The organism is Paenibacillus sp. NPDC056722 (assembly GCF_042790635.1).
GTDB classification, from domain to species: domain Bacteria; phylum Bacillota; class Bacilli; order Paenibacillales; family Paenibacillaceae; genus Paenibacillus_AQ; species Paenibacillus_AQ agri.
In genome coordinates this window covers 58,876-71,119 of the sequence record NZ_JBHTYV010000001.1, presented here as the reverse complement: position 1 = coordinate 71,119, position 12,244 = coordinate 58,876, and the positions used below count along the sequence as shown (strand labels likewise).

The 12,244-nt window shown below is 43.8% G+C and carries 13 protein-coding genes, 1 pseudogene and 1 riboswitch; of the genes and pseudogenes, 11 read left to right on the top strand and 3 right to left on the bottom strand.

Going from position 1 to position 12,244, the window contains the following annotated elements; translation table 11 throughout:
• Positions 1–4: 4 nt before the first annotated feature.
• The 4 genes from ACFRAM_RS00355 (at position 5) to ACFRAM_RS00340 (ending at position 3,060) form a co-directional block, all read left to right on the top strand.
• A complete protein-coding gene (locus ACFRAM_RS00355; protein ID WP_379463926.1) occupies positions 5–1,357 on the top strand; it encodes an LLM class flavin-dependent oxidoreductase in 1,353 nt (450 codons plus the stop codon).
• 358 nt (positions 1,358–1,715) lie between these two features.
• Positions 1,716–2,060: an ArsR/SmtB family transcription factor gene (locus ACFRAM_RS00350; RefSeq protein ID WP_379463924.1), complete on the top strand. Its 345-nt coding sequence runs from the start codon at positions 1,716–1,718 to the stop codon at positions 2,058–2,060.
• 28 nt (positions 2,061–2,088) lie between these two features.
• Complete coding sequence (locus ACFRAM_RS00345) at positions 2,089–2,601, top strand: SRPBCC domain-containing protein (protein ID WP_379463922.1); 513 nt, start codon at positions 2,089–2,091, stop codon at positions 2,599–2,601.
• Positions 2,602–2,682: 81 nt separating this feature from the next.
• A complete protein-coding gene (locus tag ACFRAM_RS00340; protein WP_379463920.1) occupies positions 2,683–3,060 on the top strand; it encodes a VOC family protein in 378 nt (125 codons plus the stop codon).
• 91 nt (positions 3,061–3,151) lie between these two features.
• Here ACFRAM_RS00340 and ACFRAM_RS00335 read toward each other — a convergent pair whose 3' ends face one another.
• Positions 3,152–4,306 carry an epoxide hydrolase family protein gene (locus tag ACFRAM_RS00335; protein ID WP_379463918.1) on the bottom strand — a complete coding sequence of 385 codons (1,155 nt, stop codon included), beginning with the start codon at positions 4,304–4,306 and terminating at the stop codon, positions 3,152–3,154.
• Between the two features lie 108 nt (positions 4,307–4,414).
• On the opposite strand from ACFRAM_RS00335, the gene ACFRAM_RS00330 reads away from it, so the two are divergent.
• Together ACFRAM_RS00330 and ACFRAM_RS00325 are read left to right on the top strand one after the other, a co-directional pair.
• Positions 4,415–5,269 carry a helix-turn-helix domain-containing protein gene (locus tag ACFRAM_RS00330; RefSeq protein WP_379463916.1) on the top strand — a complete coding sequence of 285 codons (855 nt, stop codon included), beginning with the start codon at positions 4,415–4,417 and terminating at the stop codon, positions 5,267–5,269.
• A gap of 438 nt (positions 5,270–5,707) precedes the next feature.
• Positions 5,708–6,415, top strand: a complete 708-nt coding sequence (locus ACFRAM_RS00325) for a DsbA family oxidoreductase (protein ID WP_379463914.1) — start codon at positions 5,708–5,710, stop codon at positions 6,413–6,415.
• A 276-nt stretch (positions 6,416–6,691) separates the two neighbouring features.
• Here ACFRAM_RS00325 and ACFRAM_RS00320 read toward each other — a convergent pair whose 3' ends face one another.
• Positions 6,692–8,023, bottom strand: a complete 1,332-nt coding sequence (locus ACFRAM_RS00320) for an MFS transporter (protein WP_379463912.1) — start codon at positions 8,021–8,023, stop codon at positions 6,692–6,694.
• A 693-nt stretch (positions 8,024–8,716) separates the two neighbouring features.
• Positions 8,717–9,265: a TetR/AcrR family transcriptional regulator gene (locus ACFRAM_RS00315; protein ID WP_379463910.1), complete on the bottom strand. Its 549-nt coding sequence runs from the start codon at positions 9,263–9,265 to the stop codon at positions 8,717–8,719.
• A gap of 168 nt (positions 9,266–9,433) precedes the next feature.
• On the opposite strand from ACFRAM_RS00315, the gene ACFRAM_RS00310 reads away from it, so the two are divergent.
• The 5 genes and pseudogenes from ACFRAM_RS00310 (at position 9,434) to ACFRAM_RS00290 (ending at position 12,219) form a co-directional block, all read left to right on the top strand.
• On the top strand, positions 9,434–9,604 hold the full coding sequence (locus tag ACFRAM_RS00310) for a DoxX family protein (protein WP_379463898.1): 171 nt from the start codon (positions 9,434–9,436) through the stop codon (positions 9,602–9,604).
• 122 nt (positions 9,605–9,726) lie between these two features.
• Entirely contained in the window at positions 9,727–10,572 is an 846-nt protein-coding gene (locus ACFRAM_RS00305; RefSeq protein WP_379463896.1) for an SDR family NAD(P)-dependent oxidoreductase, read from the top strand.
• Entirely contained in the window at positions 10,569–11,252 is a 684-nt protein-coding gene (locus ACFRAM_RS00300) for an SDR family NAD(P)-dependent oxidoreductase (RefSeq protein WP_379463894.1), read from the top strand. The genes ACFRAM_RS00305 and ACFRAM_RS00300 overlap by 4 nt, the downstream gene beginning before the upstream one ends.
• 2 nt (positions 11,253–11,254) lie before the next feature.
• Positions 11,255–11,340: riboswitch (cyclic di-GMP riboswitch) on the top strand.
• A gap of 264 nt (positions 11,341–11,604) precedes the next feature.
• Positions 11,605–11,769 (top strand): annotated as a pseudogene (locus ACFRAM_RS00295) (TetR family transcriptional regulator); the annotation flags it as partial.
• 66 nt (positions 11,770–11,835) lie between these two features.
• Complete coding sequence (locus ACFRAM_RS00290; protein WP_379464757.1) at positions 11,836–12,219, top strand: hypothetical protein; 384 nt, start codon at positions 11,836–11,838, stop codon at positions 12,217–12,219.
• Positions 12,220–12,244: the final 25 nt, after the last annotated feature.

Sequence of the window (12,244 nt, the reverse complement as noted above, 5' to 3'; positions counted from 1 at the left end):
CAAAGTGAGCAAACCAGAGCGGCAAATGACGCTTGGGGCGATGATGTTTTTCCCGGCAGGAGGGCAAATTTCCAGTTGGAGGCATCCTGACGCGAATCCCCAAGGACTGCTTGATTTCAACTATTATAAGAATATCGTTCAGACTGCAGAACGCGGCAAATTCGATCTGTTCTTCTATGCAGATGAGCTGTATGTGTGGGATCGCTTCGAATCGGGCATCAGGCATGCTAACAGCATTCGTCCTGAGCCCATTACTTTACTCTCAGCGCTGGCCGCAGCCACAGAGCATATCGGGCTGGCGGCGACAATATCCACCACCTATAATGAGCCATACCATATCGCTCGGAAGCTGGCGACACTGGATTACCTCAGTAATGGGCGGGCGGCCTGGAATGTCGTTACCTCGCAAACAGATGAGGAGGCGCTTAATTTTGGCCGTGATAAACATCTGGACCACACCAATCGATATGAAAGGGCCGAGGAGTTCGTGGATGTGACGCAAGGCTTGTGGGACAGTTGGGAAGATGACGCTCTGCTCCTTGATAAAGAGAGCGGGTACTTCGCAGATAAGGATAAGCTACACAACCTTCAGCACAAGGGCAATCATTTTCAGGTGCATGGTCCGCTCAATGTGGCTAGACCTCCACAAGGCTACCCCGTGTTGGTTCAAGCCGGAGCCTCGGAGGCCGGTAAGGAGATGGCTGCAGCTAGAGCGGAGGTGGTCTTCGCACTTGTCAGTTCTTACTCAGCCGAGGGACTGCTGGCAAGTCAGCAGTTCTATGAGGATCTTAAGGGTAGAATGGCTAAGTTCGGCAGAAGTCGTGATGATCTGAAAATATTGCCTGGCATTATGCCGATTATCGGCCGGACAGAGGAAGAGGCGAGGGAGCGACTCGCGCTTACGGAGAGCTTGACACCGCCGCAGCTAGGTCTCGATATTCTTTCCCATCATCTTGGTCAGGATGTGTCATCCTACCCGCTTGATGAGCCGCTTCCGTTCCGTCCGGATATCGATCAGTATAATCAGAGCAAAACCGTTCTTAAGGGCATCCTCGATCTGATCGACAAGGGTCTGACGCTTCGCCAGCTGTATGAGCGGGTGACTAACAAACGCTCACTTGCCGGAACACCGGAGCAGATCGCGGACATCATGGAGGAGTGGTTCAAGAAAGGGGCAGCAGATGGCTTCAACGTCTCGTTCTCCCATCTGCCGGGCGGCCTGGATGACTTCGTGAATCTGGTTGTCCCTGAACTGCAGCGAAGAGGGGTGTTCCGCACAGAGTATACCGGACGCACATTGCGTGAGCATCTGGGGCTTAAGCGCCCCACCAATCGTTATGCTAAGGTCCGTGTATAGCTGAGTTTTAAGCTGACTGCCTTCGTTCCTTTTATGTCGGGTTGCTTATGTGGAATTACTTATTGTATGATCGGACTTTTGTTGTTCTACAATTAATAGAGCTCTCTTCCCATGCGTCTTCGGACGGAGCGGAGGAGAGTTTTTTTCGTCCCTGATGAGATTTGGAAATGGGTAGAGAATGAGTCCATGCTTTGATCTCCAGTTTCTAAATATCTGGTATCACATTCCTGTGGCGTTCATCTTCAATATTCCTTGACGGGAATATTCGTTATAAGGTATATTGTGATCAGCAGGTTGAAAGTCACTCTAAATCAAGGAGATGGTTAGATAACAACCATTAAATACAGAGGTGAGCAACATGTCCGGCACAAGTCCGGGAATGGACATAACGACGTTGAGTGCTTTAGCTGAACCGAATCGCATGAATATTGTTCAATTGTTGCGCAGCGGTCCTCTGGCTGTCGGCGAAATCGCTGACCAATTAGGACTACGTCAACCACAAGCGTCGAAACATTTGAAAGTGCTTAGCGATAGCGGGATTGTGGAAGTGAGAATAGACGCGAACCGTCGGATATATACACTCCGGCCTGAGCCCTTCCAAGCGATGGATTCTTGGGTACAGTCCTTCCGTCATCTTATGGAAGAACGGTTCGATAACTTGGATAATTACTTGCGTGAACTGCAGAATAAGGATAAGCCGTAATCATATTAGATTGGGAGGGATAGTAACAATGTCAAACAATATGGTGTCAAGAGTAGAGAACGATCGGTTCCTGGTACTGGAACGCGTATTCGATGCCCCGCGTGAGCTTGTATTTCAGATGTTTAAGGAAGCTGAGCATATCAAGCATTGGTGGGGACCGAGAGGGTGGGAGATCCCGGTATGCTCCATCGATTTCCGTCCAGGCGGTGTATGGCATTACTGTATGAAGTGCGTTGATCCGAATCAAGGCACATTTTACGGAATGGAATCGTGGGCAAAAGCTGTTTATGAGGAAATCGTCGAGCCGGAGAAGATCATCTACAACGATTACTTCTGTGATGCCGAGGGTAATATAAATGAGTCCCTGCCATCGACCCTTATCACGTTGGATTTTATAGATCTGGGCGGCAAGACTAAGCTAATAAATCGTGCTGAATATACATCGGCAGAGGCGCTTAAAACCGTTATGGATATGGGCATGCTGCAAGGAATCACTGAAACTTGGAATCGCCTGGAAGAGCGGTTGGAGTCCTTGAAGTAGAGAGTCCATAAATCGACTATCACCTGTATGTTAGAATGAGAAGGTTAGACATAAATTATTTCACCTAAGGAGTGTGCAAATATGATTAACAAAATTGGCCAAGTGATGTTGTATGTAAATAACCAAGATGAATCCAGAAATTTCTGGACAGAAAAGCTAGGGTTTGAGGTAATTGCAGATGAAACTAGTGGCCCGGTGAGATTTATTGAGCTCGCTCCAAAAGATGCAGCAACCAGTATTATTCTTCATAACAAGGAATTCGTTGCTAAAATGAATCCTGGCATGAATCTGGGAACTCCTTCGCTTATGTTCTTCACGGACAATTTCGATAAATTAAATAGTGATCTGAAGAACAAAAATGTCACCGTTGGAGAAATTGTAAAGCTTCCTAATGGCAGAGTGTTCAACTTCGCAGATAATGAACAGAATTATTTTGCGGTAATGGAAAAAGCACAGTAACATGAAGTGAATTACCAAACGCGTCTACATAAAAAAGCTCCTGAACTCGTCTAGCGGCGATTCAAGAGCTTTTTTATATACTTTGATATCACTATTTATTTTTCATTCTCATAGGTCTGTAGAAAGCGCGAATGTCGTCCGCCAGTGCCTCAGGTTCTTCCATGGCAGTAAAATGCCCGCCGGCAGGCATAGTGCTCCAACGAGTAATATTCAGATTACGCTCAGCCCAGGATTTTGGAGGCAGTACAATATCCGCGGGAAATATGGCTATCCCTGTTGGAACTTCTATGTGACCGAGTGGCGGCAAGGAGTGTGAATTTTCGTAATACATTTGTATAGATGTTCCTATGGTGTTAGTCACCCAATAGATCATGATATGAGTCAACAACTCATCCTTGCTGTATCTCTGACTCAGATCACCTTTACAATCGCTCCATGCCCGAAGTTTCTCGATGATCCAAGCAGCCACACCTACCGGCGAATCGGATAGTCCATAAGCAAGAGTCTGTGGCTTGGTGGACTGCATGGATATATAACCGCCCTCATTCGCTAACCATGAAGAAGCATTTTTCTTATATTGCTTCTCTTCTTCAGAAAGTTCTGCATCCTGTGAAGTCATGAGACTTCTTATAATGCCAACATCCGTTAGATGGATGCCATATAAAAGTTCAGGATCATTCGCTGCCAAATACCTTGTCACACCAGAGCCAATATCTCCACCGGCAGCTGCGAATTTTGTGTAGCCTAATTCTTGAGTCATTAGCTTAGCCCACAACTGGGACACACTATAATTGTTAAAGCCAGGCTTAGTAGGGCGACTTGAGAATCCGAATCCAGGCAATGAAGGGACAATAACATCGAAAGAGTCCTCTGGATTACCTTCATGGCTAGCCGGATCTGTAAGGAGCGGAATAATCTTTTCATAACGAAGGTAACTGTCGGGCCATCCATGGGTAAGAATAATCGGCATAGGGTTAGGGCCTTTACCACGCTCGTGCACAAAGTGGACCTCGATCCCATCAATATCACAGTGGAACTGGGCAAAGCGATTCAACTTCGATTCTTGTGCGCGCCAATCGTAATGATCCCGCCAATAGGAAAGTAGTGATTTTAAAAAAACTAAATCTGTTCCTCGCTCCCAGCCGGAGTCTTCTACCTGATCTGGCAGGCGGACGTGCTGCAGCCTATATTGTAGATCATTAAGAATGTCATCGGAGACCTGAATATGAAAAGGTTTAATAGCCACTATGATTTCCTCCCTGTGTTGATTTATAGCGTTATTATATCCATTGGACTTGTATGATACACTGTTATAAGTGAAGCAACTAACTATACTATTTGATAGGTGATCATCATGCCGCAGGTAGACCGACACAAAGAACGCACCGTGAATATAGAATTTGTAGCCGTGGAGGAGTTTAATATTCTTCCATACCCAGAACGGTTTACGATGATTTTTATTACGTCTGGGAAGTTAAAGGGGATACTAAACGAGCGTCCTATTTCTATTAGTGCGCCTGGCATCCTCTGCTTGGCTGAAGACGATCATGTGCATATGCTTGAAAAGAATAACGTATCCGCACAATCCTTCAGCTTTCATCCCGAATTTCTTAACACCAATACGCTTTCTGAAACGAAGGATTACTTTCCTTCAGGACCAAGAATACAAACAGGACTTTCCCTTTTTCAAAGTAATCATCTGTATCATGGAGTGCCTCGTGTAACGGAAAAAGCGTACCCGCTGTTGTTTGAATGGTTCTTCGTGCTTGGTATGGAAGTGCAGGCGCAAAGTGATGATCTCTGGGTGTGCAGAATAAAAAAGTACCTCATTCAAATTTTGGGGCTGCTTGAGGAATTGAATCAAAATAGCGAACATTCGCCTGTCGATGTAGTGCTAGACTATATTCACACCCATTATCCGCAAAAGATTACATTGGAAGAGTTGACGAAGTGTGTTCATTTGAACCGTGTGACGCTAAATAAGATGTTCCAGGAGAGATGCGGGCATACAGCGATTGGATACTTGCTTGCTCATCGCTTGAAGGTCGCGAGTGATCTTTTGACACACACAGATATGAGTCTTAATGAAATTGCGCGGGCTACTGGATTTGAGTATGATACTTATTTCATCAAACAGTTCACAGCTAGAAAGGGTATGTCACCGACAACGTATCGGACTTCTTCTCGTAAGTTCTCGAGTGCTCAGTAGTTTCTAATGGCAATCGCGAACGACTTAGAATTGTTTAGAAAAGAATGGTTTGAAAATAACTTTCATCTTTGCAATTCATGATTTGGATGTTGGTTAATCGCAATTCAAATCTGGGGAAGTTATTGCAAAATGGAGTTGTATCATTTATTATGGATATCATAGGTCTATGATAACAACGATAGAAAGAGGGGATTAGATAAGTTGTAGTTCTGAAAATGTTATGTACCCAAAATCATTTCAAGCTGAGGCAGGGCGGGGTCTCACGTGCTTGACGGTAACGAGCAGGATCAGGAGCGTTTAGAAAAGAGTGACAATGGTTGCAGCCATGAGGAAAACAAGCAGCATTACAATTTTTGCGTCTTAATTATGGATATTAAAGATCTGTATTGGGGTTTTTAGCTGTGGGAAAACACATTTAAATCATTGGAGGAATTGATCATGAGAATCGATGTTTGGTCGGATTTTGGATGTCCTTTTTGCGTGATAGGTAAAAGAAAACTGGAGAATGCTCTTGGCAAGTTTGCAATGGGAGATAAAGTGGAAGTTGTGTATCGCAGTTTTCAACTGGATCCGAAGGCGGAAAATAGAACACTTAGTACCCAGCAACTTGCCATCGAAAAGGGAATGAGTGTCGAGCAAATGAAAGTCAAGCAAGCACAAGTAGCTAATATGCTTAAAAAAGAGGCTGGACTTGAAATCAATTATGATCAAGTTGTGATTGCGAATACATTCGATGGGCATCGTTTGGCTCATTTTGCAGCAAAAGAGGGGAAGGGGGCTGAATTAACAGAACGCCTTATTCGCGCATACCTTTCAGAGCGCATGAATATTGCTGACCACAACGTGCTTATTTCCTTGGGCAGCGAGATGGGACTTAATGATTGCGACGTAGCGCAAATGCTTAAATCCGATGCTTATACAGATTCGGTCAAAGCTGATATCACCGAGGCCAAGGAGCTAAACATTTCAGGAGTGCCATTCTTCGTGTTTAATAACAAATACACCCTGTCAGGTGCTCAGCCTGAGGAAGTTTTCTTAAATGTGCTGAACTCGGTCTGGGATGAAGAGAAGAAACTTGAGGAATTGGAAGAAATGAACCGATCAAATGGTGACGATAGCTGCACTGACGGAGTTTGTAATGTGTAGTATAAAATGAGCAAAAGTAGAGATGAGTTTTACCATCCCAAGGACGCGACGTTCTTGCCGCAGCCTTTGGGCTTCATTATTTTGGCTCTAAATGAAGCACATAAAATTGAGATTTCCCAATCCGAGGCTATATAAACCTAATACAATTAGTATTTGGCCCATCGCCATATTTCAATTGTACTGAGGATAACTTGACAACACTGGGTCAAGTTATCCTTTTTATATTTCATAATTATCTCATCTTTGATTGTTTGAGCAGTCGATAGGAAGAGAGAGCTACGTGGTTTTTTGGAATAGTCGTCTCACGTACAGAAAAGCGCACAGATTGGCCAAAACCGCTATGACAGCCAGTCCCCAGAATAAATTTGCATACGCATGGCCTGGCGCAAGGGGTTGTTGCCATTCCAACGCGCTAGATAACACGGCAAGGCCGAATGATCCGCTGATAAATTGCATCAGTTGAAACAAGCCTGTGCCTGATCCAATTTGAGAGGAGGGCAATATGCGCGAAATTTCGTTTGAAACACTACTGCTGATGATAGCAAAGCCTAAGTTCATCAGCATGTACACGAAAATATTCGCCACCCAATATTGGGTACCCACTCCTGCGAACAATACGCCCGCCAATAGTATGAGCATAGGAGTCGTACTCAACATACTGCTATTTCCCCGCTTGTCGATCATCGTCCCAATCGTTCTTGATAGCAGCGTGGACAAAATAGCCCCAGGAAAAACAACAAAACCGGCTTGACTTGCACTCAAACCAAAATGCTTCAATAGCATTTGCGGTAACAAAAAGAGCGTGGCAAAGTTGCATAAATAGGAGAAAACACCGATTAAGGCAAGGACAAGATAGGTTCTATTGGTTAATAACGAAGGCAGCACAAACGGGTGCTTCGCGCGGCGGATACGTATAGTAAAGAGAAGAAGACCCAAAATTCCGATCAACAAAGCAATGGGATGATGGTTGGTTAAGAATAGTAATATACCCGCTGTACCCGCGCTTAGTGTCACTGCCCCCACCAAATCGAATGGCCGTTTAGCAAGCGACTCTTTTGGAATATAACGCATAAGCAGCGGGGCAATACACAACAGCAAGGATGTGACTGCAAAGAGATACTTCCAACCGAGATATTGCACCACAAGGCCGCCAATTACTGGGCCTAGTCCAAACCCCAGTGACACGGAGGACATGATGAACGTCATCGATTTTCCCCGGCGCACCAGCGGTACGTAACGGGTCAAAAGCACGATGGACAGGGAGAGCGCCGCACCGGCACCGGCAGCTTGTAAAATGCGGGCTGTAAGCAGCACCCAAAAATGATTGCTCAGCATCGCCCCAACCGATGCGCCTCCCGTCAAAACCAGACTAATGGCGAACAACCGGTTCAATGGAACAAAATCAGACAGCCGGCTGTAGGTGATCGAGGAGATGGCGAACATAATAGAATAACCGGTGACCGTCAATGAGACGATGGACGACGGCAGGTTAAAATAATGACTTAAATCGTTTAAAGCTAAATTAAACATGGCCGTATTCATCGTGACCAACACAATGGTAATGCATAGCAACGTAATAATGACGCCTTCACGGGGAAGAAGGGGCACTTCGTTTTCCTCCATCATCGTGTTGTGGAGTGCATCCTTCATAGAATTTTCCTTCTCTCTATCTTGTGATTATTTATCTAGCATCTTCCGTGTAGCCGAAAGTTTCTGGATCGGAAGCTTTCTTTCATAGCAGTCCCCCTATAAGTTATATTTTTATTCCACACCGGTGAAATAAAAGAGACCGAATGGTATCATTTATTGTAGCATGATTCTAGTGAATGGCAAGCCCCAGAATTGCATAATTTGTTTATAATAAATGATTCGAATAAGGTTCATACGGAGAATCTCATGAAAAAAGGGGATAGGATACGGGAAAACATCATTATGAAATCGTCTGAAATTTATAACCAGAGAGGATATGCCGGTACATCGGATAGCGGTTGAAAACTATAATTGAATTTTCACAGTTTAGTTGCCCGGCCTATCTAATGCCTGGTTTCATGGTGAATGGAATACTAGAGGGTAATTGAAGATAGATCTCAATTAAAAAAGGGGATGGTTTTACCAAGGTATCTTAAGCGGTTGACTGATAAAATCAACCGCTTTTTTTACATATGTGCGCCTAGTCAAGTTAGGCACAACCAACCAGTGAAGAGCCGTAGAAGTAAGTATTAAATCACCTCGGACTAAAGTTTTTCTGGTAGAAGAGATCTAGAACTAACGCTCCTCGTTGAAAACTTATTTTCCGGAAGATTATTCTCCTAGTATTATTAATGAGGTTTTCTTGGCTACTTCTTCTTTGTCAAATTCAACTTGCCCAGTAGCCCATAAGTAACCAGCCTCAAGGATAATGTTGGCATATATCGGTACATAAAAACTCTTCTCTATATCTGCGTATGTTAAATCTAAACTTTTTGATAATTTTTTTTTCAACTCTATTAACATTTTATCTTTCAATTGCGGAATTAAACTAAAATAACTGCTGCGACATTGAAAATTTGGTGGTTGATGATAATCACACACAGCTAGAACGAGCTGATGAATGTATTCTTTATCGAATTTCATATTTTCTGATGTGTGTTTTTCAATAACAGCCGCAGCAGATTCATTTACGATGTAATCCAATAATTCGTACTTATCATTGAAATGGGCATAAAATGTAGCTCGATTTACATGCGCTCCTTTTGTCAAATCGGCTATTGTTATTTTTTCAAAATCCTTCTCATTCACCAGATTAACAAACGCACTAATCAAAGACTGCTTCGTTTGAGTTGTTCGTATATTCCTCACTTTTGTTCCCAAGTTCTTCACCCCTATGCTGACATTTTTTCATTTCTGATGTTATAGCAACATTTCAGCTTTATTGTTGGTTGTTCTGTTTAGTCATTCGGTGTATGTTTATTAAAGTAACACTGTTGCTTTAACATATCATAAAAGGAGGGAATATACAATTGAGTTGGGACAGGGTTCATGTATGCGGTAGGGGCAATAGAAATTCTCGCAGTAGTAGGATTACTTTTAGGGTTTTGGAAGAAAAAGCTCGTCCCTGTATTCAGTTCAGTGTTGGTCGTGGTCATGACTGGGGCCATTTTAACGCATATTAGAGCCCATCAAGGATTTGACGTTATCGTTATGCCCTAGGTGCTTCTCGTGTTGTGTTTACTTCTGTTTCTTGGTCACAGAAAAATGCGTAATTAGTCTTTGGCGATATTTGTTGCGATAGTCGCTTTTAAATAAACTGTAACGAATGAGGAGAATAGAGGATGCAAACAATACTTATAACAGGCGGAACGGATGGTATCGGAAAAGGAGTTGCTACACACTTCTTAAAGAAGGGTGACCGTGTAATAGTGGTCGGCAGTTCATCTGCTAAAGGGGAACTCTTCTTAAGAGAGGCTAGACAGTCAGGAGCAAAGGAGAGGGCTTTCTTTCTTCAAGCAAATTTGAGTTTGGTCAAAGAAAATAAGCGCATTATTGAGGAAATAAAAAGCAGGTTCAATTCATTGGATAAGATTGTTTTATGTGCAACCAGTCACAAGACCAGAAAAGAATATTCTGAAACCCAAGAGGGCTTTGAGTTTAGCTTTGGTCTATCTTATTTGAGCAGATTTGTTCTTAGTTATGGCTTAAAAGATGTTTTGGAAAATTCTCTTAACCCTGTGATCCTTAATGTGTGTGCTCCAGGAATGAACGGAACAGTTAACCTGGATGATATCCAATACAAGAGGAACTACAACGGTGGAAAAACGAAATATCACGGCAGCCGATTAAACGACTTACTAGGTGTAGCCTTTGCCCAAAATGATACTATTGGAAAGGTAAAATATATTCTCTTTAACCCTTGGGCTGTCCAAACCGCTGGCACTTTTGATGCCATTGAAAATCCAGTGTTAAGGAGTATTACGAAGCTCCTTTATAAAACAGTAGGCAGACCGGTAGAAGAAGCGGTTCTTCCGATTATTGATTTGCTTGAAAATCCGCCTACAGCTTCTTTATCTGCTTATAAAGTGTGGAAAGAAGTAAGTCTAGCGATGAAAACTTTTGATAAAGAAAATGCTCAAACGCTTTATAACCAAACAGTTCAATTACTGAAAGGAGTTAAAGCATGATGAAAACTATTGCAATAATTGGTGCGGGTCCAGGGTTAGGATTGTCCCTTGCTAAAAAATTCGGGGAGAATGGCTTCAAGGTAGCTGCAGTTGCGCGCAATCCTGAGAAATTAGCCCTTATCATAAATGAGCTTAACAAGAAAAATATTGAAGTGAAGTCTTATGTTGCGGATATCGCGGATTTGATCGCTCTGAAAAAAGTGCTACAAGCTATTAAACAAGATTTTGGTCATATCGATGTGCTGGAGTTTAGCCCATATGCAGGACCTGAAATATTTAGGCATGTATTACAAACAAAACCTGAAGATGTAATGGAACAAGTAAGTAGTCATTTACTGCCAGTCATTCTTTCTGTCAACGAAGTATTGCCAGACATGATCAATAGTGGTTCAGGAGCGATTCTCTTTACAACAGGTTTATCCGCGATGTTCCCTATGCCATTTACCGGCAATGTAGGAATTACCATGTCAGGTCTTCGCAACTATGCAACAAATCTTCACAATGAATTAAAGGAAAAAGGCATATTTGTCGGACATCTCTCCATTGGCACATTGATTCAGCCAGGTACAGAAGGTGATCCAGATGTCATTGCAGAAGCTTGGTATGATTTATATGAAAGAAAAGATTACTTTGAACAAACTTTCCCTCAAGGAATTGATCTGACAAAACTGTCGTTTTAATTATTAGGAAATGGCAAACTGGATCGAAAGACTGGGACGCAAGGCCACGATCTTCTGCATGCGTGCGATGCATTCCCGGGTCATCAAAAGACACGTCCGTTAGGGTACGTGTCTTTTTGTCGTGATTTATAAAACGAATACGAGGTGATAATCCATGAAAGTGTGCAAGACATGCCCCAGAGATTGAAGAAGTCAGCTTCGCTCTATGACCCTGAGATCGTTGTGGACGCAGTGTTGGCCGGGTCATACGAAAACTGCACATTGAGCATTAATGCTCTTTGAGTATAATTGCACTATGGGCAATAATGTGTTAAGTTATTGTCATCCCAATGAGAGAGAGGTGTAAAAATCAATGGATAAGCATAGTTTGCGCTATATCAAAAAGGAAGCCACAGCCCACGCCTTATCGGAGGCGGCATTTCAGCTGGCGCTCGAACGCGGCTTGGACGGCTTTGTCGTGGACGAAGTGGCCCAGCGCGCCGGTTATTCTCGCAGGACGTTCGCCAATCACTTTACGTGCAAGGAGGAAGCCGTCGCGTCGGCTGCTTTCCCTTCTGACGATATGGCCGGCGCGGAAGAAATAATGACGGAATTGCCTGAGAGCGCCACACCACTGGATGTGCTGCACCACTGGCTGAAGGCGCAGTTCACCGCAGAGCTGTTCCGTAGAATGCGCGACCTGATGTCGTTATCCATACGATATCCCACGTTAGAGCCGTATATTCTCAGCACCTTCCGCCGGCTGCTAACGGCGGCCCGCGAGACGATCAGCTGTCATTTTCAAGGACGTTATTCGGAAGGATACAGCCACTTGCTCATAGGCGCGGTATACGGAGCGATCCTCCCCGTTATCGACGGAAGTCTCCAGATCCTGTTGCCTGGCGACTCCCCCGAGGAAACGCCCGACGCGGCTACCTTCAGCGAATATTTGGACATTACCTTCGGCTATTTGCGCAACGGCTTCTGATCTCAGATAAAAAAGGAGTGCCATA

What these genes read in the sequence shown, in the direction of transcription:
- ACFRAM_RS00330 (WP_379463916.1), top strand. Translation starts at nt 4,415, where the DNA reads ATGCCGCAGGTAGACCGACACAAAGAACGCACCGTGAATATAGAATTT.
- ACFRAM_RS00305 (WP_379463896.1), top strand. Translation starts at nt 9,727, where the DNA reads ATGCAAACAATACTTATAACAGGCGGAACGGATGGTATCGGAAAAGGA.
- ACFRAM_RS00350 (WP_379463924.1), top strand. Translation starts at nt 1,716, where the DNA reads ATGTCCGGCACAAGTCCGGGAATGGACATAACGACGTTGAGTGCTTTA.
- ACFRAM_RS00340 (WP_379463920.1), top strand. Translation starts at nt 2,683, where the DNA reads ATGATTAACAAAATTGGCCAAGTGATGTTGTATGTAAATAACCAAGAT.
- ACFRAM_RS00345 (WP_379463922.1), top strand. Translation starts at nt 2,089, where the DNA reads ATGTCAAACAATATGGTGTCAAGAGTAGAGAACGATCGGTTCCTGGTA.
- ACFRAM_RS00325 (WP_379463914.1), top strand. Translation starts at nt 5,708, where the DNA reads ATGAGAATCGATGTTTGGTCGGATTTTGGATGTCCTTTTTGCGTGATA.
- ACFRAM_RS00290 (WP_379464757.1), top strand. Translation starts at nt 11,836, where the DNA reads ATGACGGAATTGCCTGAGAGCGCCACACCACTGGATGTGCTGCACCAC.
- ACFRAM_RS00300 (WP_379463894.1), top strand. Translation starts at nt 10,569, where the DNA reads ATGATGAAAACTATTGCAATAATTGGTGCGGGTCCAGGGTTAGGATTG.
- ACFRAM_RS00310 (WP_379463898.1), top strand. Translation starts at nt 9,434, where the DNA reads ATGTATGCGGTAGGGGCAATAGAAATTCTCGCAGTAGTAGGATTACTT.